At 52.6% G+C, this 22,629-nt stretch carries 22 protein-coding genes; 7 read left to right on the top strand and 15 right to left on the bottom strand.

Annotated features, from left to right (window positions below; translation table 11 throughout):
• The first annotated feature begins 19 nt into the window (after positions 1-19).
• The gene (gene serS / locus MED297_RS06465; protein ID WP_008043384.1) at positions 20-1,309 is read left to right on the top strand and encodes a serine--tRNA ligase; all 1,290 of its coding nucleotides are present in this window, start codon (positions 20-22) and stop codon (positions 1,307-1,309) included.
• Between the two features lie 66 nt (positions 1,310-1,375).
• The gene (gene cysG / locus MED297_RS06470; protein ID WP_008043386.1) at positions 1,376-2,746 is read left to right on the top strand and encodes a siroheme synthase CysG; all 1,371 of its coding nucleotides are present in this window, start codon (positions 1,376-1,378) and stop codon (positions 2,744-2,746) included.
• Here cysG and MED297_RS06475 read toward each other — a convergent pair whose 3' ends face one another.
• The 6 genes from MED297_RS06475 to MED297_RS06500 form a co-directional block, all read right to left on the bottom strand.
• Complete coding sequence (locus MED297_RS06475; protein ID WP_008043387.1) at positions 2,747-3,718, bottom strand: glycosyl transferase family protein; 972 nt, start codon at positions 3,716-3,718, stop codon at positions 2,747-2,749.
• Positions 3,715-4,026 (bottom strand): TusE/DsrC/DsvC family sulfur relay protein, encoded by a 312-nt coding sequence (locus tag MED297_RS06480; protein ID WP_008043390.1) that lies wholly within the window; start codon positions 4,024-4,026, stop codon positions 3,715-3,717. The genes MED297_RS06475 and MED297_RS06480 overlap by 4 nt, the downstream gene beginning before the upstream one ends.
• 8 nt (positions 4,027-4,034) lie before the next feature.
• On the bottom strand, positions 4,035-4,295 hold the full coding sequence (locus tag MED297_RS06485) for a hypothetical protein (RefSeq protein WP_008043391.1): 261 nt from the start codon (positions 4,293-4,295) through the stop codon (positions 4,035-4,037).
• A complete protein-coding gene (locus MED297_RS21125; protein ID WP_008043393.1) occupies positions 4,295-4,642 on the bottom strand; it encodes a DsrE family protein in 348 nt (115 codons plus the stop codon). The genes MED297_RS06485 and MED297_RS21125 overlap by 1 nt, the downstream gene beginning before the upstream one ends.
• Before the next feature lie 3 nt (positions 4,643-4,645).
• Entirely contained in the window at positions 4,646-5,032 is a 387-nt protein-coding gene (gene tusD, locus MED297_RS06495; protein WP_008043395.1) for a sulfurtransferase complex subunit TusD, read from the bottom strand.
• 108 nt (positions 5,033-5,140) lie between these two features.
• On the bottom strand, positions 5,141-5,812 hold the full coding sequence (locus MED297_RS06500) for a Bax inhibitor-1/YccA family protein (protein WP_008043397.1): 672 nt from the start codon (positions 5,810-5,812) through the stop codon (positions 5,141-5,143).
• 287 nt (positions 5,813-6,099) lie between these two features.
• Between MED297_RS06500 and MED297_RS06505 the strand changes: the two genes are divergently transcribed.
• A complete protein-coding gene (locus MED297_RS06505; protein ID WP_008043400.1) occupies positions 6,100-6,735 on the top strand; it encodes a TetR/AcrR family transcriptional regulator in 636 nt (211 codons plus the stop codon).
• A 13-nt stretch (positions 6,736-6,748) separates the two neighbouring features.
• On the opposite strand, the gene MED297_RS06510 is transcribed toward MED297_RS06505, so the two are convergent.
• Positions 6,749-7,501 carry an enoyl-CoA hydratase-related protein gene (locus MED297_RS06510; RefSeq protein WP_008043401.1) on the bottom strand — a complete coding sequence of 251 codons (753 nt, stop codon included), beginning with the start codon at positions 7,499-7,501 and terminating at the stop codon, positions 6,749-6,751.
• Between the two features lie 119 nt (positions 7,502-7,620).
• Complete coding sequence (locus tag MED297_RS06515; protein WP_008043403.1) at positions 7,621-10,272, bottom strand: helicase-related protein; 2,652 nt, start codon at positions 10,270-10,272, stop codon at positions 7,621-7,623.
• A 296-nt stretch (positions 10,273-10,568) separates the two neighbouring features.
• Here MED297_RS06515 and MED297_RS06520 point away from each other — a divergent pair, with 296 nt between their 5' ends.
• A complete protein-coding gene (locus tag MED297_RS06520; protein ID WP_008043406.1) occupies positions 10,569-13,499 on the top strand; it encodes an insulinase family protein in 2,931 nt (976 codons plus the stop codon).
• A 257-nt stretch (positions 13,500-13,756) separates the two neighbouring features.
• Here MED297_RS06520 and xthA read toward each other — a convergent pair whose 3' ends face one another.
• On the bottom strand, positions 13,757-14,581 hold the full coding sequence (gene xthA, locus MED297_RS06525; RefSeq protein WP_008043409.1) for an exodeoxyribonuclease III: 825 nt from the start codon (positions 14,579-14,581) through the stop codon (positions 13,757-13,759).
• An 80-nt stretch (positions 14,582-14,661) separates the two neighbouring features.
• On the opposite strand from xthA, the gene MED297_RS06530 reads away from it, so the two are divergent.
• The 3 genes from MED297_RS06530 to MED297_RS06540 all read left to right on the top strand — a co-directional run bounded on the left by MED297_RS06530 (position 14,662) and on the right by MED297_RS06540 (position 16,426).
• Positions 14,662-15,237 (top strand): thymidine kinase, encoded by a 576-nt coding sequence (locus MED297_RS06530; protein WP_008043411.1) that lies wholly within the window; start codon positions 14,662-14,664, stop codon positions 15,235-15,237.
• 81 nt (positions 15,238-15,318) lie between these two features.
• On the top strand, positions 15,319-15,774 hold the full coding sequence (locus MED297_RS06535; RefSeq protein WP_040556710.1) for an antitoxin Xre-like helix-turn-helix domain-containing protein: 456 nt from the start codon (positions 15,319-15,321) through the stop codon (positions 15,772-15,774).
• The gene (locus MED297_RS06540; protein ID WP_050762883.1) at positions 15,767-16,426 is read left to right on the top strand and encodes an RES family NAD+ phosphorylase; all 660 of its coding nucleotides are present in this window, start codon (positions 15,767-15,769) and stop codon (positions 16,424-16,426) included. Before MED297_RS06535 ends, MED297_RS06540 begins: the two co-directional genes overlap by 8 nt.
• 6 nt (positions 16,427-16,432) lie before the next feature.
• Here the strand turns inward: MED297_RS06540 and MED297_RS06545 are convergent, their stop codons facing one another.
• The 6 genes from MED297_RS06545 to MED297_RS06570 form a co-directional block, all read right to left on the bottom strand.
• Entirely contained in the window at positions 16,433-17,305 is an 873-nt protein-coding gene (locus tag MED297_RS06545; protein WP_008043417.1) for a metal ABC transporter permease, read from the bottom strand.
• Positions 17,302-18,036, bottom strand: coding sequence for a metal ABC transporter ATP-binding protein (locus MED297_RS06550; protein ID WP_008043418.1), 735 nt, complete (start codon positions 18,034-18,036; stop codon positions 17,302-17,304). Before MED297_RS06550 ends, MED297_RS06545 begins: the two co-directional genes overlap by 4 nt.
• Before the next feature lie 218 nt (positions 18,037-18,254).
• Positions 18,255-18,764: a glycine cleavage system transcriptional repressor gene (locus MED297_RS06555; RefSeq protein ID WP_008043420.1), complete on the bottom strand. Its 510-nt coding sequence runs from the start codon at positions 18,762-18,764 to the stop codon at positions 18,255-18,257.
• 105 nt (positions 18,765-18,869) lie between these two features.
• Positions 18,870-20,519, bottom strand: coding sequence for an ABC transporter ATP-binding protein (locus tag MED297_RS06560; protein ID WP_008043422.1), 1,650 nt, complete (start codon positions 20,517-20,519; stop codon positions 18,870-18,872).
• On the bottom strand, positions 20,516-21,538 hold the full coding sequence (locus tag MED297_RS06565) for an ABC transporter permease (protein WP_008043424.1): 1,023 nt from the start codon (positions 21,536-21,538) through the stop codon (positions 20,516-20,518). Before MED297_RS06565 ends, MED297_RS06560 begins: the two co-directional genes overlap by 4 nt.
• Complete coding sequence (locus tag MED297_RS06570) at positions 21,538-22,629, bottom strand: microcin C ABC transporter permease YejB (RefSeq protein WP_008043426.1); 1,092 nt, start codon at positions 22,627-22,629, stop codon at positions 21,538-21,540. Before MED297_RS06570 ends, MED297_RS06565 begins: the two co-directional genes overlap by 1 nt.

Consider the following 22,629-nt stretch of genomic DNA (forward strand, 5'->3'; position numbering starts at 1 on the left):
ACGTAAGGACTGAATCCCTATGCTGGATATCAAGCAGCTGAGACAAGACATCGACTCCATCGCAAAGACACTGAAAGTTAAAGGCTTCGACCTGAATGTATCGGCCTTTCAGTCTCTGGAGTCCAGTCGTAAGTCCTTACAGGTAGAGACCGAAGAGCTTCAGGCTGAGCGTAAAAAGGCATCAAAAGCCATTGGTCAATATGTTCGTGAAGGTATGACGCCGGACGAGGCAAAAGCCAAGGTCCAGGAAACTCTGGACAAAATTGCAGCCTCGCTGGATGAGAAAGAACACGAACTTAAAAAGGTTCAGGATCAGCTGGACGACTTGATGTATTCCATCCCCAATACGCCTGACGCGAGTGTACCGGAAGGCAAGGATGAGGATGACAACGTGGAGGTGGCCCGTTGGGGAACCCCGCCGAGCTTTGCGTTTGACATCAAAGATCATGTCGATGTGGGTGCCGCCCTGAACGGGCTGGATTTCGAAACCGCAGCCAAGTTGACGGGCAGCCGGTTTGCGGTAATGCAAGGAAAGGTGGCTCGCTTACACCGGGCGCTGACTCAGTACATGCTGGACCTTCAAACCAATGAGCATGGGTATCTGGAAACCGCCGTCCCGTTCATGGTTAATCGCGATTCTTTGTACGGTACCGGTCAACTGCCAAAATTCGGTGAAGATCTGTTTAAACTGGATGCTGACCAGGAATACTACCTGATACCTACGGCTGAAGTTCCGCTGACGAACATCGTTCGTGGCGAAATTCTTGATGTCGCTGATCTGCCAGTACGCCTGGCTGCGCATACGCCGTGTTTCCGTTCTGAAGCTGGCTCTTACGGTCGTGATGTCCGTGGCATGATTCGCCAGCACCAGTTTGAAAAAGTTGAACTGGTACAGATCGTGGAGCCGTCACGTTCCTTTGAGGCGCTTGAAGAGCTGACGGGCCATGCCGAAGCGGTATTGCAGGCACTGGAACTTCCGTACCGTAAAGTGATCTTGTGTGGTGGAGATCTGGGTGTCAGTGCGGCTAAAACGTACGATTTAGAAGTCTGGTTACCTGCGCAGGACACTTACCGGGAGATCTCGTCTTGTTCCAACATGACAGATTATCAAGCCCGTCGGATGCAAGCCCGGTATAGAAACCCGGAAACCGGCAAGCCGGAACTGGTACATACGTTGAATGGTTCTGGTTTGGCGGTCGGTCGAACATTGGTGGCCATTCTTGAAAACTACCAGACCGATACCGGACTGAACGTACCGGCCGTGCTGCAACCCTATATGGGTGGGGTCGATTTCATTCCTTTTGCCTGAACCCCTAGCATCAAAGCCCCATAACGGGGCTTTTTTGTTTCTGACTGCCGGACATGGAGCCAAACCGTGGATTACTTTCCTTTATTTCACAAGTTTAACGGTGAGTCCGTATTGGTTGTTGGTGGTGGCACCATCGCGCTGCGGAAAATCACCCTAATTGAACGCAGCGGCGCTAACGTCCGCGTAGTTGCCCCTGAAATTCGGGAAGACATTAGCAGGCGTCCCAGTTGTCAGTGTGAGTATCGAGAGTACCGGGAGACGGATCTCGACGGTCATGCGCTGGTCATCTGTGCAACCGATAACACCGCGCTCAATCAGGAAGTCAGCGATGCTGCGAAAGCTCGCGGTATGCTGGTCAATGTGGTGGACAGTCCGGATCTTTGTAATGTGATTTTCCCGTCAATTGTTGACCGAAACCCCCTCATTATTGGTATTACTTCGAGCGGTCGTGCGCCGGTACTGGCCCGTACAGTACGTGCAAAACTCGAAAGCACGATCCCTGCAAGTTTTGGACATTTGGCAAGGTTGGCGTCCGCCTATCGCGAAAAAGTAAAACAGGTGATTACGTCGTCATCGGATCGGTTGCGTTTCTGGGAAAAGGTGTTGAATGGCGTCACGGCAGAACACGTATATGCCGGCCGGCTCGATGAAGCTGAACGCAGCCTGCAGAAGACATTGGATGATCCTCAATTGAGAGTGCAGGGCGAGGTCTATCTGGTCGGCGCAGGACCGGGTGATCCGGATCTGTTAACCTTTAAAGCGCTTCGTCTGATGCAGCAAGCCGATGTGGTGGTATACGATGCACTCGTCTCTGACGCCATTATGGACCTTGTTCGTCGCGATGCTGACCGAATTTATGTCGGCAAGCGGCGTTCTGCCCACACCTTACCTCAAGACGCGATCAATGAACGTCTGGCCAGCCTCGCGAAAGAAGGTAAGCGGGTGTTGCGTTTGAAAGGAGGCGATCCATTCATCTTCGGCCGGGGTGGCGAAGAAATCGACCTGTTAGCCGAGCATCAGATTCCTTTTCAGGTGGTGCCCGGCATTACCGCCGCTTCCGGGTGCGCTGCGTACTCGGGCATTCCTTTAACTCACCGGGATTACGCTCAATCGGTGCGCTTTGTGACCGGACATCTCAAAGATGGTACGACGAACTTACCCTGGGAAGATCTGGTTTCAACAGCACAAACACTGGTTTTTTATATGGGCCTGACCGGCATCCGTCAGATATGTGAGCAGCTGATCGTACATGGTCGCCATCCGGAAACACCGATCGCACTGATACAGAAGGGGACAACGCCTGAACAGCACGTATGGGTGGGAACGCTGGCAACCATGCCAGACATTGTGGATCGGGAAAAACCACAGGCACCCACATTAACCATTGTTGGAGAGGTTGTCAGTCTGCACGCTAAGCTGAACTGGTACCAACCCTGATCAGAGTGCGCCTCGGTTCTGCCACCAGTTCAATGTCTGCTGCTTTGCGGTTTCGATTGGCAAGCCTTCCAGCTGTGACAATACTAGCGCTGCCGTCTGGCAGACGGCCGCTTCTCCGTAGCTGTTATGCTCAGTCTCGTTCCAGAGTTCGGTTAATGGCTCGGCCTGAACCTGATCGGGGCGCACAGCTCGCTGATTGAAGACAGGTGGCAGCGTCATGGGCTCTGATTGATCGGAAACGGCGATTCGCGTGTCGCTGTCCGGACGTACTTCAAACTCTCCGCCGTCTCCTTTCATAACGATATTCTGTTGTTGACCGAGAAGGATGGCGGCTTCGTGATGAATGGCCATGTAAGGGGGGTGGAACATGCCTTGAAGAGTCAGGCGGGCATTCAAAGGATTCAAATGACGTACCAGCGTGTTGACCGGAGACCGAAGTCCGAGCTCAGCTTTCATATCAATCAGATCGGACATCACCGGCAGTACATCCTTGACGGCGATATACGCGATACCTTGCTGATTGACAACATCGGCGGCCGAATCAAGAGTGTCGACCACCTGAATGTTTATGAGTGGGCAAATTTGCCGCGCGTATTGTCGACCCGCTGTATGTTCGCCACCGCCATGCAATAACACCCGGATACCATTATCGGCTAACAGCCTAGCTGCGAGAAGATACCAGGACGGCTGTTTTTTCTTACCGGCATAGGCGGGCCAGTTTACATCCACACGGTTCATTTCAGGGTGTGGCAGGGCATCGTGGCACGCATCCACCAGGCCGGCAATTTCCTCCGGCGTTTCTTCTTTAACCCGCATCAACATCAATAAGGCACCGAGTTGAGCTTGTGTCATGGTGCCATCCAAAATCGATGACATTGCATAGTGAGCTTCGGCTCGGGTCAGGTTGCGACTGCCTTTTTTTCCGCGTCCCAACGCTCGAATCAGGCCCGGCAATGAAAGTTGTTCAGTCATAAGCAGTTTTTCGGTTTTGGTAGGCCGGCCAAAAGAGCCAGCGTTCTGGCGGGACTTTCGCCATAACGTTGCATAAGCCAGATTGAATTCCCCTGGTCGGGGCCTACTGTTTGTTTAATGTGCTTAACCAATGGGCGCATAGCCGGGGAAAGATCATATTCAAAATAAAAATCGCGCAGGGCCTGAATGATTTGTTCATCAATGTCAGTGATCTCAAGATTGAGCGCTTCCGCCGATTGATGAACCCATTGCATATCCCATTGCCGGGCGTCCTGTAAAAATCCTAAATGATCGCGTTCGTATGCCATGCTGTCATTTACCAGGTTATCTGTTTGTCGTGTTCAGTCACTAGTGAAACCCAATCGTTGGTGCTCAACGTTTGCCAGTCGTCGTGCTGCGCGCCCCCCAGACTATGGCTGTCCTCGAGCAGGAGATAGCCTTTGGCCGGGTAGGGGTTTTGACGAATGCTGAGCATCAAAGCTCGGTCTGTCACCATAAGAATGTCTTCCGGCGTTAATAATTGCTGAAAGAGTTCATGCTCAAGTACGGTTGGTGCGTTAGTCAGCGTTAAGATCATCAGAACACCTCCACATGAGCCGCGTCTTGTATCCACTGAGCCAAAGCGGCAGACGTTATGGGGGAAACCTGATCATTGATGGCAAGGTCGTTTAGTACCGACTCAGCGTGCTCCTGACAATAGTGCAGAGACTCGCTGCCATACATCGGCAGTGCGGCCAGTTGTTTTTCCAGTGATTTTTGCCCGACCGGTTGCTGATTCGGTAACAACCACCCCAGGCCCTGCTCAAAAAAAACGATCCGGTGTTCGATATCAAACAGAGCAAGGCTCATGACCGCTTCTAAGATTTCGTGACTCTGACGACCGGCATAAGGGGCTGATTTGATGATAATAAGTTGAAATGACATAGGCTACTTAAAGGTTATCAAACGGTCGGCGTCATGAAAGCCACTGGCCCACTGGCCTAAGCCCGTCAGGGAAAACCCCCGGGCGACAGTAATGGCTGATTTATCGTAGCGTTTAGCTTCAGCATCATCGAGCAGGCCCCGATTAGCGGAGGCTGCGATGCAAAGCAACAGTTCAACACCGCGATCAGAAAGCGCCTGCCATTGAGACAGTAAGTCAAACTCATCGGACGCGGGAGATTGCGTGTTTAAGCCGTGATAAACACCGTCAAAGAAGAAGAACACGCGCGCGATGTCATGTCCGCTATCAAGGCTGTGTTGAATGAATTGTTGAGCACTTCTTGCGGAGTTCCCCGTCCACGGTGCGCCATAAACGTTAATCTGAAATTTCATCGTTGGGTTGTCAGTCAGGCAGAAATGGCATTGTAATGGTTTTCAGTTTTCAGATACAAAAAAAGCCGCGAGATGCGGCTTTCTTATCACTAGGTTGAGACTGAATAATCAGTCATTACCGGTCAGGACATACACCAGATGCAGCAGGTGTACGAACAGGTTATAGATGTCGAGGTACAACGAAACGGTTGCACGGATGTAGTTGGTCTCACCGCCATTAATAATGCGGCTGGTATCGAACAAAATCATCAGTGACATCAACAGAACAACGCCGGCAGAAATGGCGATTTGCAAACCTGGAATCGGCAGGAACCAGCTTGCGACCATTGCAACCAACAGGACGATCAAACCGACCATCAGGAAGCCACCGAGGAAGCTGAAGTCCTTCTTAGTTGTCAGAGCATAAAAAGACAGACCAAAGGTGACCACAGCAGTACCACCCAGTGCCTGAGCGACCATTGAAGGTCCTGCTGGCAACGACAGGTAGAAGTTCAGCATCGGGCCAAGGCCGGCACCCAACAGGCCAGCAAACACAAAGGTCCAGACAATGCCCATGCTGGAGTTATAGGTTCGTGGCAGCACAAACCAGACGATACCGATTGCCGCGAGACTCATGATCAGCGAAGCGCCCTGTGGCAGATTCAGCGCCATGGACACAACAGCCGCGAAGGCACTGAACACCAGTGTCATAGACAACAGCATATAGGTATTACGTAATACCTTGTTGGTCGACAACGCTGACTCAGTGCGGGTCGACGTTACTTGATCAAATTGGGCCATAAAGCCACCTCCAATGTTATTTTAATCTGGTGTAAAAATCGGGGTGTTACGCCCGAATTCAACCCATCACCCTTAGTGTTAAGAAAACAATTAAGTATCTCAAGTCCTTATCACATATTTTACGTCAGAAACCGAGACCGGTTCGGTCCGGCAAACGCACCGGGTGATTCCAATCCAGCGGTGAGCTTACCGGTAAATGTAAGCAAAGTGTGAAAAAGTTGCTGCAAGTCCCTGAAAAAAAGCCTATTCTAGTCGTTTAAAACGATCGTTTGAAAAGAGCTGAAGTTATGACTCAAGCAGATACCGTCACCCGTATTCTCGACTCGGCCGAGCAGCTGTTCGCGGAGAAAGGGTTTGCTGAAACGTCTTTGCGCATGATTACGACCCGTGCCAAGGTTAATCTGGCTGCGGTTAACTATCATTTCGGATCCAAAAAGGATCTGATCCAAGCCGTGTTTGCCCGTTTTCTGACCCCGTTCACTCAGAAACTCGACAAAGAGCTCGATGCCATGGTGGCAACCAATCGGGAGCCGACGTTTCAGGACGTACTCGGTGTGTTGGCCAGAACCATGTTGACCGGCGTCGAAACCCATCAACGCTACAATAAACTATCTGTGTTTATGCGATTGCTGGGCCTTGCTTATACCCAAGCGCAAGGGCATTTACGGCGTTTTCTGAATGAAAATTACGCTAAGACATACGGTCGGTTTATTGGCTACCTCAAAGCAGCGCATCCAACGTTGTCGAGTGATGAGATCTTTTGGCGCATTCATTTCGCCATCGGCTCTGCGGTGTTTACCATGTCGAGCTTGGAAGTGTTGCGCAGTATGGCACAGGCGGATACCGGTCACGACGCCAGTGTCGAGCGTGTGATGCAGATGCTGATTCCGTTCCTGTCGGCCGCTTTAGAGCAGGAATCCTGATCGGTATAACGGCTCAAACGGTGGTATCGGCATCGATCGACTGACTGAGCCGGATATCCGTCGAACAATCGATCAGCGTTTCCACCAGTGATTCATCGAACGGTTCATTAGCAGACAAACTGATCATGGCCTTGGTTTGTCGCAGTGACAGCCCCTTACGGCTAAGCATCCGTTGAATCAGCAGATCGGCCATGGAATCCAGTTCATTTTCCGGAACGATTTTGTTCACCAGCCCCAAACGAGTCGCGGTGTAGGCATCCATTGACTCTGCGCTGAGTGAATAGTAGCGGGTCGCTCGTTCGCCCAGCGTTTTAACCAAATAGGGGCTTTGCAGGGCCGGCACCTGGCCGTGGCGGGTTTCGGTTATCGTAAAATGAGCGCGTTCTGCGGCCAAGACGATGTCACAGCAGCAAAGCACACCAACGGCCGCCGCATTAGCCATACCCCGAACGGTTACCATAATTGGAATAGGGAACTCATAAAGCGTTTGAAACAATCGAGACAGTTGTTCAGCGTCTTGTTGATGTTCAGCGCGCCCGGAATGTTGCCGACGACGAACCCACTCAATATCCGGCCCCCGGCAGAAGTTTTCACCGACGGCCGTCAACCAGATTAGTTTCAGACTGTCGTCTTCCATAAGATCATCAAAGGCTGTGATAAGGGTACAGACCATCTCATCATCATAAGCATTATCCTGCTCATAGCGATTGAGTTTTACCACTGCAAGCCCCGGAATCGGGCGCTCAATTAATATCGTTTCCTTCATATTTTTTCTTATTTTTTCGTTGAAGGGGGCGGCCACAATCACGTGGCCCGAATTTCAAGGTAAACCAGATTCTGCTCCGGTGCCAATTTTTTTGTTAACATCGGGTGACGAGTGATCGTTTACAGACTTCCCGGTGGTGCACAAAGGATCAATCGGACACCGCTGGTACTGAACTCACACTGAGACAACGCTTCCTCTTCGAGCAAAGTTTGAATCTTCAGCTTCTCTACATCGGCCTGAGTAACAATCGGGTTAACCGAGGCCAGATAACTCATGCGTTCCACCCGCGCTTGATTCGCGGCCACTAAAGACGCACGCGTCTCTTCCAGTGCAGTGTTAAAGCGATCTTCGGCAAGAGTCTGGCTGGTCTCATAAAGCGGCGAGATCCGCTCTTTGGCTTCCCGGATCATTTTGCGGGCAATTTTTACCGGTAAGGTTTTAATCTGGGCTTGCAGTGCGTCTTCCGATAACACCCCGCTCAGATCTTTGACGCCACCTTCTAACACCAGGGTACGGAACAGCGCCGTATTCAGGTGAGGTTTCAGAGCATGTGTTAGCCGTTCCGGAACGGAAACCGACCACTGAACTTCCATCAACAGTTGACCGGCCGGTACCTGCTCTGATTCCAAAAGAGCAATAGAGGCTTGCCCCAGTTCAGAACCTTGCAGCATGTCGGCAAGTCCCTGAATAAACGGATGCTCCCAGGATAAAAACAAAGTGTCTTCACGCTGACTGGCAATCTGCCGGTCAAAGGTGACCACCGCGCCGCCCTCAGGAATGCCAGGTAGTACGGGGATGAGCATGTTACTGGACGGAATCAGCTCATAGATGCCATTGGCGATGGATTCGAAGTGAAGGTTCAGCAGGTTGGCCGCCATCTCAACAACGGACAGAGGGTGATTCTGTTCCAACGTTTCAATCTGGTTGCGGATGTTATCCGCCTCAGGCTGGCGACAGGAGTTCAGCTCAAGGAGTATGTCCCGGCCTTGTTCCAGCTGTTCAGTCAACTCGCGCATTTGTTTACGAATGCTGTCTGCCAAGGCGTCATCGCCCCGGGCAAACCAGTCTTCGGCAAACTGTTCGTGAATGGTACCGGCGGCAGGTTGGCTTTGCTCCACGCACCCGAGAAGATCGTGATACCACTGGTATCGACGTTGATCGTCGCTGTTCTGAAGCAAGTAGGCATGAATACCAATGGTTTGTGTTTGTCCGATTCGGTCCAGACGACCAATACGCTGTTCAAGACTGTCCGGATGGCTGGGGATGTCCCAGAGGATCAGATGGTGACAGAACTGAAAGTTGCGGCCTTCGCCGCCGATTTCCGAACAAACCAGAATATGAGCACCGTCATCGACATCCGCAAAGTGAGCCGCCGCGCGATCCCGTTCAATCAGATCCAGGTCTTCATGGAAGGACGTCGCGTCCACGCCGAAGTCGTGCCACAGTTCATAGGCAAGACTCTTTGCCGTTTCTTTATCGTGAGCAATCAGTAAAACCTTTTCATCACGATTGGTTTTTAACCATTGTGCCAACGCTTTTACGCGGTCTGAATCGCTTGCAAACAGTTCAAGGTCGGCTTGGCGACGATGAAAGCCACTGACGCCTTTGCGCGTGTTGCGATAAACCACTCGCCCGGTTCCATGCCGATCCAGCAGGGCGGAAAGTGCCTGATGAGCATCGTTCTGCCAGCTGATACCAAGGCTCTCCAACTGCTGAATGACGTCCGGGGTGACCTGATTTTCGTTCAGCGCACGGGCGATATCAGTCAGATCGGCAAACGATGCTTCATCGGCCTGGTACTGTTCAAAACTGGCAAAACGACCGGCGTCCAGTAACTGAAGGCGCCCAAAATGAGATTGTTGCCCCAGTTGTTCTGGCGTTGCGGTCAGCAATAGTAGATGGGGAAGCTGACGTGCAAACTGACTCCAGTGCAGTGAGTCTGCCTCGTCGGCTTCGGTGTTTAAATGATGGGCTTCGTCGACGACGAGCATGTCCCAATCTTGTTCACTGATGTGTGCCAGGGTCTCTTCACTGGTGAGCTCAGTGTGTGTAATTAGATGGACCTGACCAATCGCGAAATCATGTTCCGGCCCTTGGTACATTTCACAGAAAAGCGAGAACCGACGGATCAGTTCGACCAGCCATTGTGCTTGCAGGGCAGGCGGAACGGCAATCAGGATACGTCGGATACGTCCCTGCTGGCGTAAGCGGTTGATAATCAGTCCGGCTTCAATGGTCTTACCCAGGCCGACTTCATCAGCCAGCAGGGCTCTGACATGGGAATGTTCAGTCGCGCTGCGGGCAACATAAAGCTGATGCGGCAGTAAGGTTGAGCGGGTTCCGAGCAAACCGTTCAGATGTGTCGACCAGATCGCCTGAATGCCGCTGTTCAGCGCTGAGCGAAAGGCAAACCAGTTTGGATGATCGGTTTGTCCGGTGAGCAAACGCACCATCGGGTTGTTGCGTTTCACTTTATCGGCCAGTTCGGTTTCCGGTACCATTTGCTGGTCGGTCGTTTCATAAACGATCAAACCATTCATAGAATGGACGACAGCGATGGTTTTTTCGCCCTGATCCCGATGATCCAGTGTCTCACCGACATCGAGCGTGTAGCGTGTCAGTGGTGCATCGCGAAGTGCATATTGGCGCTCAGTATCTGAATCCGGGAAATACAGCAGGACAGCGCGCGCATCGACGCTCTGTACCATCCCCAATCCGAGTTCTGGTTCGCTGTCGACGAGCCAGCGTTGACCCTGTACAAATTCGGCCATATGCACCTCTGAGTTTGATTAGGGGCGGGTATTCTACGTATTTCGGCAATGGATGAAAGCACAAGCCATTACCGGATGAAATTTTAACGACCTTTCTCAATCGGAACGACCCTCAAGATGGGCAGATCCCTCATCCGATTCGTATGCCTGGGCGTGAAAGCAGGGCACAACCGATCGGTCCGGGTTCGTTGATCATGGGTGTTGATTGGCCTGCGAACGGTTACAATACCCGACAAGAGAATCATTCTGGCGATCATTCGCCGGGATTACGCCAAATTTGTAGCAGCCGAGGATGTATGACACAAATCGATCTCAGGTCCACGCAAGTCACCCCTCATTCCGCCTTTGATCTGGTGGATTGCCGGTATGTCGATTCCCTGAATGTCAGGCTGGAGTATTACCGGCACCGAAAAACCGGTGCAGAACACTATCATCTCGCCGCTGACAGTGACGAAAATGTCTTCATGGTGTCTTTACGAACCATGCCGCAAGACTCAACCGGCGTAGCGCATATTCTGGAACACACCGCGCTGTGTGGCTCGGAAAAATACCCCGTTCGTGATCCGTTTTTCATGATGACGCGTCGTTCGCTGAACACCTTTATGAACGCGATGACCAGCAGTGATTGGACGGCCTATCCTTTTGCCAGTGAAAATACCAAAGATTATGAGAATCTGCTCTCGGTCTATCTGGATGCGGTGTTTTTCTCACGGCTTGACGAACTGGACTTCCTGCAGGAAGGACATCGACTGGAGTTCAATCAGGCTGACGATGCCAGCTCCGGGTTGACCTATAAAGGGGTGGTATTCAATGAAATGAAGGGCGCGATGAGCTCTCCTGTGTCGCAGCTCTATCAGGCCTTCAAGAGTTACCTGTTCCCAAGCAATACCTATCATTACAACAGCGGGGGCGATCCGGAACACATTCCTGATCTCACCTACGAGCAGCTGAAAGCCTTTTATAAGACGCACTATCATCCGTCAAATGCGTCCTTTTTTACGTTTGGTAACCGTCCGGCGTCTGACATACAAGCACGGATGGAAACTCAGGCGCTGTCGACATTCGATCCTTTAGAGCATCGGCTCTCGGTGCCGCGGGAAAAACGCTTCAGCCGACCACTCGAAGTGACTGAGCGATACCCCTCCGAAGGCGAAACTGACGGTAAAACCTATCATTCAATCGGCTGGTTGCTGGGTGAAAGTACCGATCTTATCGGTCAGCTCGAAGCACATCTGCTCAGTGACCTGTTGTTGGACAACAGTGCCTCACCGCTGCGTCAGGCGCTGGAAAACTCCGAGTTAGGAACGAACCCATCACCGTTATGCGGGTTAGACGACTCCAACCGGGAAATGCTGTTCATGTGTGGTCTGGAGGGCAGTGAACCAGAACAGGCCGAGGCATTTGAGAAGCTGGTCTTGGATACGTTGCAGTCGGTTGCGGATCAGGGCGTCGAAGAAGAGCACATTGATGCCATGCTGCACCAGTTGGAACTGTCGCAACGGGAAATCACCGGTGATGGCTATCCCTACGGGTTGCAGCTGATATTCAGCGTTACGGGCGCAGCGACCCATGGCGGATCGGTAATGGACGCACTCGATATTGATGGTGCACTGGATATTCTTCGTCAACGAACCCGCGAACCGGGCTACATTCAGTCTCTGGTGAAGCGATTACTGCTGGACAACGCACATCGGGTTCGTTTGGTCATGCGTCCCGACAACGAAATGAAAAGCCGTCAACAGGCAAATGAACAGGCTCGACTGGAGGCCATCGAACAAACTCTGTCCGATGATGAAAAACAACGCATTCTGGATCAGGCGGCGGCGCTGAAAGAACGCCAGGAACAGGTTGATGACGGCGATTTGTTGCCTAAAGTGACCCTCAAGGACGTCAAACCAGACGTCAAACGGCATAGCCCAGTTAAGACATCACCAGTGATTGCCTATAGCGCCGGCACCAACGGCCTGGCTTATCAGCAGTGGTATTGGCCAATTCCATCGTTGACGGACGCTGAGCGCGAACTGTTTCCGCTTTATACGTCCTTGCTGTCCGAGCTCGGAGCCGGGGAGTTGAGCTACCTGGAAACGCAACAACGCCAGGCCGCACGAACCGGCAATGTGAACCTGTATTCCATTTATAAATCATCGCTGACCGATACCGATCAGTTAACCGGTTATCTGGTGTTTACCGGGAAGTCACTGGATCGATATTTTGCTGACTTAACAGACATTATGGCGATGCATTGGCTGGACGCGCGCTTTGACGAAACTGCGCGGGTGCGGGATTACATGACGTTAATGAGTTCCCGTCGCTTGCAGGGCGTGACCGGCAGTGGACATGGCCTCGCCATGCAGGCGGCATCGGCCAGACACAGTAACGGCAGCTCCTTGATTTACCATGGCACCGGGTTACCGGCAATCGTTCGCCTGACAAACTGGGTGCAACAATGGAAGGAAGACCCGACCCGGCTGGAGCAGTGGTTAAGTGCTTTGCAGTCACTGCATCAGAAAATGCAGCAACAGTCACCTCATGCGTTAATTATTGGCGAGCAGGACGTGCTGGGAGACATGGAAGCGCGACTGCAGCAAAGCCGGCTTACGTTTGTCGAAGAACAAACGGCTATAGATCAAACCCTGTCCCGACTTGGGGATGATCGAGCGGTCTGGAGCACCGACACCAATGTCAATTTCTGTGCAGCCGCGTACTCAACGGTTCCACCGACCCACGCCGATTCGCCGAAATTAACAGTCTTGGCCGGTGTCTTACAGAACAATGTACTGCACACCAAAATCCGGGAACAGGGCGGTGCTTACGGTGGCGGCGCCAGTCATGACAACAGTAACGGTGTGTTCCGCTTTTACTCTTATCGAGACCCTCGTCTGCAGGAAACCCTGGCCGATTTCACGGCGAGTCTCGACTGGGTACGGCAGGGTGAGTTCTCAGACGATCAGGTCGAACAAGCCATATTGGGCGTGGTCAGCTCCCTGGACAAACCGGGATCGCCTGCGGGTGAAGTGAAAGGGGCGTATCAGAATCGCTTGTTTGGTCGAACCGACGAGTTTCGCCGTCAATATCGTGAAGGTTTGCTGTCGGTGAATAAGGCCGACCTGATTCAGGTCGCGAACACCTATTTTGCTCCCGACTCGCGTACGGAAGCGATCATCACCGACTCAGCGAACGCTGAACAGTTGGCTGGCGACGGATTCACCTGGCATAAACTGTCATAACGCAAAAGAGGGGCCGAATTATCGACCCCTCAGTTTGTTGATAAACCCCGCCGACAAAAAGGTAGCTTTCAAATGGATCGCTGCAAGTATCGCCGGAATGCCGGACCACCTGATAAGCTCGACGAAAACACCGGAACGCCGGACCGCCATGTTTTCGACGTCCATTTGAAAGCTACCTTTTCATCGTCTCGAAACCGGTGGTGACTTTGTCATCAGTCTGAGGGGCCGACTGATCGGCCCCTTTTCATTTATTCAGATCAGGCTAACGGTAAGTCCAGCTCCAACCAGGCTGGGGCGTGGTCACTGGGTTTGTCCATGCCACGGATGTGATAATCGATGCCAGCGGACTGAATCAATGGCACCAAGGGTTCCGTGATCATCAGGTGGTCAATTCGCAGTCCTCGTTTCGGGTCGTCGTCGAAGCCTTTCGAGCGATAATCGAACCACGAAAACAGCTCGGTACTGTCCGGGTAAAGGTGACGGTAGGAATCCACCAGCCCCCAAGCGCGCAGTTTTTCAAACCATTCGCGCTCTTCCGGCAAGAAGGCAGACTTTCCTTCACGTAGCCAACGCTTGGCATTTTTCTCACCGATACCGATATCCTCGTCCACCGGGGCAATGTTGAAGTCGCCTAACACGATCAGCAAATCATCCGGTTTGGCATGGGTTTCCAGCCAGGTCAGCAAATCCGCATAAAACTTTCGCTTTGCCGGCCACTTGGTTGCGTGTTTATTGCTTTCGCCTTGCGGGAAATAGCCATTGATGACGACCAGCTCACGGCCATCGGCGGTGGGGTGCCGGGTGACAATCAAACGGCGCTGATCGTCTTCTACATCGGTCGGGAAGCCATATTCCGCAGGTACTGGTTGTCGGCTCAAAGTGGCCACGCCATGGTGCGCCTTCTGACCATGGACCTGAGAAACCAACCCAGACGCAGCGGCGACCGCCTCGTGAGGGTAAAGATCTGAATGCACCTTGATTTCCTGCAAGCTCAGAATGTCGGGATCATGGGTCGCTTTCAGTTCTTCTAATTGATGAAGACGTGCGCGTATGCCATTGATATTAAAAGAAATGATCTTCATTGAGCTTTTCCGTTGTCGGTCGGTGTGATTGGCCGGTATTATTCACGAGACGTTCACAAAATAAAACTGATGTTCCTGCCATGGCCCAACTCTATTTCTATTACTCGGCAATGAATGCCGGAAAATCCACTGCGTTACTGCAGTCGGATTACAACTATCACGAACGCGGTATGAAGACCCGACTGCTGACGGCGCAACTGGACAACCGCTTCGGCGAGGGCCGGATTGCGTCCCGTATCGGATTGGAGAAAACGGCCGATATGTTCAATGCCGACACCGATCTGATTGCCTGGGTTCGCGAACAGCCAGATGTAGACTGCATCCTGATTGATGAAGCCCAGTTTTTAACGCGTAAACAGGTGGATGACCTGGCTCTGGTTGTCGACCAGCTCCATATTCCGGTGCTGTGCTACGGCATCCGCACCGATTTTCAGGGCGAACTGTTTTCAGGTTCAGAACGGTTACTGGCCATTGCTGACAAGCTGACCGAACTGAAAACCGTCTGTCATTGCGGGCGCAAAGCAATCATGGTGGTGCGTATGGATGAAAACGGGAATGCACTGGCCGAGGGCGCTCAGGTCGAAATCGGCGGCAACGAACGTTATGTATCCATGTGTCGTAAGCATTACCATGAAGCTCTGGGCAAAACTGCATAATCAACTTGAAATTGGGCAATTTTGCACTATAGTGAAGGGTGTACGCAGATTAAACTGCGACCGTACTCTTGGAGCTGTGCTATGACACGTTCACTCTCCCAATACAGCCACTATTCAATGGTTCCCAATGGCGGGAGCGGTACGCTTCAGTCGCCCGTGCACGCCTCCGCGGCCTTACGTTGGTTCGAAACCATGCGTGACCGGCAAGAATGGGCCCTGAGTGTCGATGAACAATGCGAGTTGCTTGGCGGTATTCCCCGTCGAACGTTCCAGGTATGGAAAAAGAAAGCTCTGAACCGGGAACCGGTAGATCTTTCCCGGGATGTGATGGAGCGCCTCAGTTTGCTTTTAGGTATCTACAAAGCCTATCAGCTGGTAACGCCGGCTAACCGACCGGAGCTCGCTGGGGAGTGGTTTCAGACGCCCAATGACCATGCTCTGTTTCAGGGACAATCGGTAAAAACCTTTCTGCTGAGTCGAGGGACCATGGCCGCGCTCTATGCCGTGCGTCGCTATCTGGATGCCGCCCGTGGCTGACACCCATCAACCGTCGTGGACTCATCATCGCGTGGTGCATTCACGGTTTCCCCCGACCAACCTCTTTGACACGGTCGATCTTGATGATCAGCGTTTATTGGCTGAACTCGAAGGTGAAACCAACGATCGCTTGATGAACTGGTCGGAGTGGTTGCCGGCCGATGAGTTCCACAGCGGGCCGGGTTGGGGCGCGGTCATGGCGGCATTTTGTCATTTCAGACCAGGTCGTTTTAACACCGTTCACTTCGGAGCTTATTACGCGGCGGACTCGGTTGAATGCGCAATTTCTGAGTGGTCTTATCACCAGGCCATTTTTTGGCGGGATCATCGTTTTACCGACCTGGCAGACGCCACCGTGCGGGCCTATACCGGAAAGGTCACGGTCCCGCTTGTGGATGTCAGGTCCGACGTCTCACTTCACCAAGACGACTATCAAGCCTCTCAGGAACGCGGTGAGCTCGGGTATCGGGCAGGAGAGCCGGGCTTTTTGTTTACGTCCACACGTCATCCAAAGGGCGAGTGCATTGCACTGCTAAAACCATCGGCCACCACCGCTGTGACCCAAGCTGGTCATTACAGTGTGCATTGGGATGGTGAGACATTTACGCAGTACGCCCGACTCAGTGACTATTGGGATATTCCCAGACGCTGAATGCCGTCAGGCGGTCAAATGACGCTGTCGACGTTGAATGAGTTTAATCAACACGCCTTTACGCCAGCCGATAAAAATAGACAGGAAGTAACTTCCCCCCAAGACCGAAATAATCGTCGGGCTGGTTGGCACACTGAAGTGAAAAGACAGGAGCAGGCCGCTGACGCAGGCGGCAAACGCAATGCTAATGGCACTGACAATCATCACTTCCAGGCTTTTCACCCAGAATCGGGCGATCGCCGATGGCAAAATCATCAGTCCAACCGACATCAGTGTGCCCATGGCATGAAACCCACTGACCAGATTTAAAACGACCAGAATCAGAAAGCCATAATGCGCCAGAGACCCCATTGGGCTGATCGATTTCAGAAAGTCTGGATCAACACTTTCCAGTACGAGCGGGCGATAGATAATAGTCAGCGTGATCAACGTCAGCGCACAAATTATATACAGCAGAATCAGCGCCGCGTTGTCCAGGGCCAGTGCGGAGCCAAACAACACATTCATCAGATCGACACTGCTGCCGGACATCGAAATAATCATCACACCGATGGCCAGTGACGTCAGGTAAAACGCTGCCAGACTGCTGTCTTCACCGGTGTCGGTCTGACGTGCGGTGAGCCCCGACAACACCACTACCAGACTGCCGGCAATGAACCCACCGATGGTCATGGCCGTCACGGAAAGCCCGGCAAACATAAACCCAATAGCCGCGCCCGGTAAAATAGCGTGAGACATCGCATCGCCGGTCAGACTGAGTCGCCGCAGCATCAGAAAAACACCCACCGGTGCGGTGCTCAAACACAGCAACAGCATGCCAACCAGCGAACGACTCATGAAAGAAAACTCAGTAAACGGGGCAATCAGTACACTGCTCATGATTCAGACACCTGGCATATATCCGCATGAACATGATCTCCGAAGCCTATGGTGCTGGCCCGGTTCAGATGGTGTGTGGTCAGAACCTCGTCTGTTTTACCAAAGGCGATAAGCTCGCGGGACAACAACAGGCTGGTCGGGAAATAACGACGCACCAGGTTAATGTTATGAATAACCGCGACAATGGTCGCGCCCTGGCGATGCTGCGCCTGCAACACCGCCATCAGATCTTCAGTTGTTTGCTCATCGACGCCGCTGAATGGCTCATCCAGCAACAGCAGGCGGCCGTTCTGGACCAGTTTGCGCGCAAACAGCAACCGCTGGAACTGGCCACCGGAAAGCGCATCCAAGGTTCGGTGTTCAAAACCATGCAAACCTACGCGAGAAAGCGCATCGGTCACTCTTTGACGATCAGCACGATTCACCCGCTGTATTAAGCCCCGGGTCTGCCACAGACCACTGGCCGCAAACTGAAACACCGTCAAAGGAAAAGAGCGGTCAACACGGCTGGCCTGGGGCAGGTAGGCGATATCGTCGCGGTTCAGATCGCCTAGCTCAATGCGCCCCTCCATCGGCTCGATGTGTCCGAGTATGGCTTTCATCAAGGTACTTTTCCCGGCGCCATTAGGCCCGACCAAAGCAACAAAATCGCCGGTTTCAATGGTAGCAGACAGGTGGTGAACCGCCGGGTGGCGATCATAGCCGAGTGTGAGGTTCTGAAACGACAGCATTACAGCACACTCCAGAGCAAAAGGCCGAGGGCGATCAGCAGCGTTACTATAACCGTTAATCGAACGGTCAAGCTGGAGGAGTAAAACAACATGGAAGATGCCCCGGCAGTTCAGGTGAAGGTCTTAAAGCGTGAATGATACATCATATCAATTCCGCGCACACCTGTTGTCTGAAACCGGTTAGGGCATTCAACCGGCTTCAGTAGTTGAACTTAAGGTCAGTCAGAGTCCGTCAGAAAAACCTTCATTTGTGGGTCCAGCGCTTCTAAACGGGTTTTCAGGGTCTCGAAGGTCAACGTATCCGGCATTTCGATGTCCAGTGTGGCTTCAAAAACGCCCGTTCCGAGGCCGACAACCGGGAACCGTTGACTCTGGAAATGCAGCAGATGGACATCCTGATCGTAGAGCAGTTGAGTGATTTCACTGGTCAGTCCGGATCGGTCTTCACCCTCAATCGTGACCCGAAATGCCGGACGATGATGAGACGGGTTGTCCGAGATTTCATAGATACTGAAACGAACTTCTGAAAAGGCTTTTGTCATGGCCTTGAAAGCATCCAGCTGATCAGCGTCGATTTCCATTTTTAACAGCCCGGCGATGTAGCCATCCAAATGGGTCAGCTTATTGGCCAGCCATTTGCCACCCAACGCTTTGGTTTTTACCGTTAACTGGTTGATCAGACCGTCATAGTCCTCGCCACAGATAGCAATGATGACTTGTGTTTTCACGGACACTCCCTTTCTAAAACGTTGGCTTGAGCTCTGGAGTATATCGCCCACCGAACGAGTTGAAAGCTTAAACTCTCCGGATTCTTGATCCGCGACAAGCGGCGCTTACAAGCCTTTATCTTCGGGCCCGGACAGCGCCGTCGAATGGGCTGAATCCTGATACTGAAACGCCGTCTCTACCAGTGCCTTGGTGTAGGGGTGCTCCGGTGCCGTAAAAATATGCGTGCCGCTTTCAACCCGTTTGCCGTTTTTCATGACCAGTACCCGGTGTGCAATGGCCTTAACAACTTTCAAATCGTGGGAAATAAACACATAGCTGATGCCGTTTTTCGATTGCAGACGGCGCAGCAACTCAATGATCTGAAACTGAACGGTGCGATCGAGAGACGAGGTCGGTTCATCCAGAATCAGAACCTCCGGTTCCAGAATCATCGCCCGGGCAATAGCAATGCGCTGCCGTTGACCACCCGAGAACTCATTGGGATACCGGTGACGGCTGTCCGGATCGAGGCCGACTTCTTTCATCATCTGAATGACTGCCGCCTCGCGAGATTCGGGAGTGCCAATCCGATTAACTTCCAGTCCTTCAGCGATAATCTGCTGAACGGACATTCTCGGGCTTAAACTTCCGTAGGGGTCCTGAAAGACAATTTGAATGCGAGTTCGCAACGGCGTCCACTGGCGGTTCGATCGCCCGATTAAAGGCAAACCATCAAACTGCAGATCACCGTCGGCACGAACCAGCCCCACCAGGGCTTTGGCCAGCGTCGACTTGCCGGAACCGCTTTCGCCCACAATGCCCAGCGTTTCTCCGCGTTTCAGACTGAAATCCACACCATCAACGGCTTTAATGTGATCAACTGTACGCCGCAAGATTCCCTGCTGAATGGGGAACCAGATGCGGGCGTTGTCGGCATGGAGTATCGCAGGCGCGGACGACTCAGCAAGGTCAACCGGATCGCCGGACGGTTCAGAGTTCAGCAGTTTTTGACTGTATGGATGTTGCGGTTGGCGATACAGCGTGGCGGTGTCTGCCACTTCAACCAGTTTCCCGGACTGCATGACCGCGACGCGATCGGCTAGATGTCGAACGATGCCCAGGTCATGACTGATAAACAAGACACTCATACCCAGTTCGCGCTGCAGGTTCTGAATCAGTTCCAGAATCTGCGCCTGAACGGTGACATCGAGCGCGGTTGTCGGCTCATCAGCAATCAGCAGCTTGGGGTGATTGATCAGCGCCATGGCGATCATTACGCGTTGTCGCTCACCTCCCGACAGCTGATGGGGATACGCGTTGAGTTTGGCCTCCGGCTGATTCAGCTCAACACGCTTTAGCCAATCGAGGACAACGGGGCGGGCTCGTTCACGCGACCATCCGCGGTGCAGAAACAACGTCTCAGCCAGTTGTTTTTCGATGGTGTGCAGCGGGTTCAAAGACGACATGGGTTCCTGAAAAATACAACCAATATCGCCACCACGCAGATCTCTCAACGCGGGCGTCGACGCCTTAATGATATCGATGTCGTTGAACCAGATTTCGCCCTGCGCGTAGACCATGGGTGGCATGGGTAGCAATTTCAGCAGCGACAGGGCTGTCAAAGACTTACCAGACCCGGATTCGCCAACCAGTCCAACGGTTTCGCCGGGAAAAATCTCCAGTGACAGGTCAGAGACCAGTGAGGTGCGTTGCTGACCTTTCACCAAATCGATGCTCAGGTTTTGGTACCGGACCAGCGGAGCCGTTGTGCTCATAAGCTCACCCTCGGATCAAATGCATCGCGCACTCCTTCACCGATAAACACCAGCAAGGCCATTAAAGTGCCGATGACGAAAAAGGCACTGAGCCCGAGCCACGGCGCCTGAATATTGGCTTTCCCCTGAGCCAGCAGCTCTCCCAAAGATGGCGATCCGGGCGGCAGACCAAAACCCAGGAAGTCGAGAGAGGTTAGGGTGGTTACCGAACCGCTCAACACGAATGGCATCAACGTGAGCGTCGCGACCATGGCATTGGGCAGTACATGTCGGAACATGATGCGCAGATTGCTCATCCCCAGCGCTTTGGCGGCCTGAACATATTCAAAGTTTCGGGTTCGGAGAAACTCGGCCCGAACCACGCCAACAAAGCCCATCCAACTGAAGAGCAATAAAAAGCCCATGAGCATCCAGAAACTCGGCTGCACCACGCTGGCCAGAATAATCAGCATAAAGAGGGTTGGCATACTGCTCCAGACTTCAATAAAACGTTGAAACATCAGGTCCAGCCAACCGCCGTAATAGCCCTGCACGGCACCTGCGGCCACACCAATCAACGCGGAAATAAGGGTCAGTGTGAAGCCAAACAGGCAGGAAATCCGGAAACCATAGAGTATGCGGGCCACGACATCGCGGCCGTTGTCGTCAGTTCCGAGCCAGTTCGTGCCATCGGGAGGCGAGGGTGCCGGGGAGGGCAGATTGTAGTTAATGGTGCTGTAGTTAAATGGAATGGCTGGCCAGATCATCCACCCCTTTTCATTAATCAGATCGGCCACATACGGGTCACGATAGTCGGCTTCGGTCTGAAAATCGCCGCCGAACTCCGTCTCGGAATAGGATTGGAAAACCGGCAGATAAACGTCATTGTCATAATAAACCAGCAAGGGTTTGTCGTTTGCAATCAGTTCGGAAACCAATGTCACGCTGAAAATAATGGAAAAGATCCACAGCGACCAAACCGCTCGACGGTTATTCTTAAAACGCTGCAGTCGTTGTTGTGCCAGCGGGGAGAGCGTCATCAGCTGCGGGCCTCAAAATCAATACGGGGATCAACGATGGTGTACATTAAGTCGCCCAGCAGTCCGAGCAACAACCCCATTAACGTAAACACGTAGAGCGTACCGAACATCACCGGATAGTCGCGCTGGGTAGTGGCTTCAAAGCCCAGCAAGCCAAGCCCCTCCAATGAGAAAATCACCTCAATCAGAACCGACCCGGTAAAAAACAAACTGATAAAGGTTGCCGGAAAGCCGGCAATGATGATCAGCATGGCGTTGCGAAAGACATGCTTATACAGAACCCGTCGTTCGGTATTGCCTTTTGCTCTGGCGGTCACGACGTACTGTTTCGCGATTTCATCCAAAAACGAATTTTTAGTCAGCATCGCCAGAACGGTAAAGCCGCCAATGACGGTCGCAACAATGGGCAGTGTCATGTGCCAGAAGTAATCCAGAATTTTCTGCCACCAGGGCAGAGATTCCCAGCCAACCGACACCAAACCGCGTAAAGGAAACCAATCGAAATAATTACCGCCGGCAAATAAAATGACCAACAAGACGGCGAACAGAAAACCGGGGATGGCGTTGAGCGCAATGAGCACCGTGGTCGTCCAGACATCAAACCGACTGCTGTGCTGCATCGCTTTTTTAATGCCCAGCGGAATGGATACCAGATAGATGATTAATGTGCTCCAGAGCCCCAGTGAAATACTTACCGGCATGCGCTCAATGATCAGCCCGACAACGGAGTTTGCTTTAAACAGACTGTCTCCGAAATCAAAGGTGATGTAATCCCAGAGCATAGCGAAATACCGCTCGTGGATCGGACGATCAAAGCCAAAACGTTGCTCAATGGCGGCGATGACTTCCGGGTCCAATCCTTTGGCGCCGGTATAGGCAACCGACTCATCACCGTCCGAACTGTCCTGAACCTCCTGCTGGTTGGCATTGGTCACCCGATCGAGCAGTTCGCCTTCAATGCCGCGCATTTGTGCAATCATCCGGTCAACCGGACCACCCGGAGCGATTTGCACAATAAAGAAGTTAATGGTGATGATCGCCCACAGCGTGGGGATCATCAGCAGAAGTCGGCGTACTACATAACTGCCCAT

It is taken from the genome of Reinekea blandensis MED297 (genome assembly GCF_000153185.1).
GTDB classification, from domain to species: domain Bacteria; phylum Pseudomonadota; class Gammaproteobacteria; order Pseudomonadales; family Natronospirillaceae; genus Reinekea; species Reinekea blandensis.

Coding starts and splice junctions, on each gene's coding strand:
- serS (WP_008043384.1), top strand. CDS start 20: ATGCTGGATATCAAGCAGCTGAGACAAGACATCGACTCCATCGCAAAG.
- MED297_RS06475 (WP_008043387.1), bottom strand. CDS start 3,718: ATGACTGAACAACTTTCATTGCCGGGCCTGATTCGAGCGTTGGGACGC.
- MED297_RS06480 (WP_008043390.1), bottom strand. CDS start 4,026: ATGGCATACGAACGCGATCATTTAGGATTTTTACAGGACGCCCGGCAA.
- MED297_RS06485 (WP_008043391.1), bottom strand. CDS start 4,295: ATGATCTTAACGCTGACTAACGCACCAACCGTACTTGAGCATGAACTC.
- MED297_RS21125 (WP_008043393.1), bottom strand. CDS start 4,642: ATGTCATTTCAACTTATTATCATCAAATCAGCCCCTTATGCCGGTCGT.
- tusD (WP_008043395.1), bottom strand. CDS start 5,032: ATGAAATTTCAGATTAACGTTTATGGCGCACCGTGGACGGGGAACTCC.
- MED297_RS06500 (WP_008043397.1), bottom strand. CDS start 5,812: ATGGCCCAATTTGATCAAGTAACGTCGACCCGCACTGAGTCAGCGTTG.
- MED297_RS06505 (WP_008043400.1), top strand. CDS start 6,100: ATGACTCAAGCAGATACCGTCACCCGTATTCTCGACTCGGCCGAGCAG.
- MED297_RS06510 (WP_008043401.1), bottom strand. CDS start 7,501: ATGAAGGAAACGATATTAATTGAGCGCCCGATTCCGGGGCTTGCAGTG.
- MED297_RS06515 (WP_008043403.1), bottom strand. CDS start 10,272: ATGGCCGAATTTGTACAGGGTCAACGCTGGCTCGTCGACAGCGAACCA.
- MED297_RS06520 (WP_008043406.1), top strand. CDS start 10,569: ATGACACAAATCGATCTCAGGTCCACGCAAGTCACCCCTCATTCCGCC.
- xthA (WP_008043409.1), bottom strand. CDS start 14,581: ATGAAGATCATTTCTTTTAATATCAATGGCATACGCGCACGTCTTCAT.
- MED297_RS06530 (WP_008043411.1), top strand. CDS start 14,662: ATGGCCCAACTCTATTTCTATTACTCGGCAATGAATGCCGGAAAATCC.
- MED297_RS06535 (WP_040556710.1), top strand. CDS start 15,319: ATGACACGTTCACTCTCCCAATACAGCCACTATTCAATGGTTCCCAAT.
- MED297_RS06545 (WP_008043417.1), bottom strand. CDS start 17,305: ATGAGCAGTGTACTGATTGCCCCGTTTACTGAGTTTTCTTTCATGAGT.
- MED297_RS06550 (WP_008043418.1), bottom strand. CDS start 18,036: ATGCTGTCGTTTCAGAACCTCACACTCGGCTATGATCGCCACCCGGCG.
- MED297_RS06560 (WP_008043422.1), bottom strand. CDS start 20,519: ATGAGCACAACGGCTCCGCTGGTCCGGTACCAAAACCTGAGCATCGAT.
- MED297_RS06565 (WP_008043424.1), bottom strand. CDS start 21,538: ATGACGCTCTCCCCGCTGGCACAACAACGACTGCAGCGTTTTAAGAAT.
- MED297_RS06570 (WP_008043426.1), bottom strand. CDS start 22,629: ATGGGCAGTTATGTAGTACGCCGACTTCTGCTGATGATCCCCACGCTG.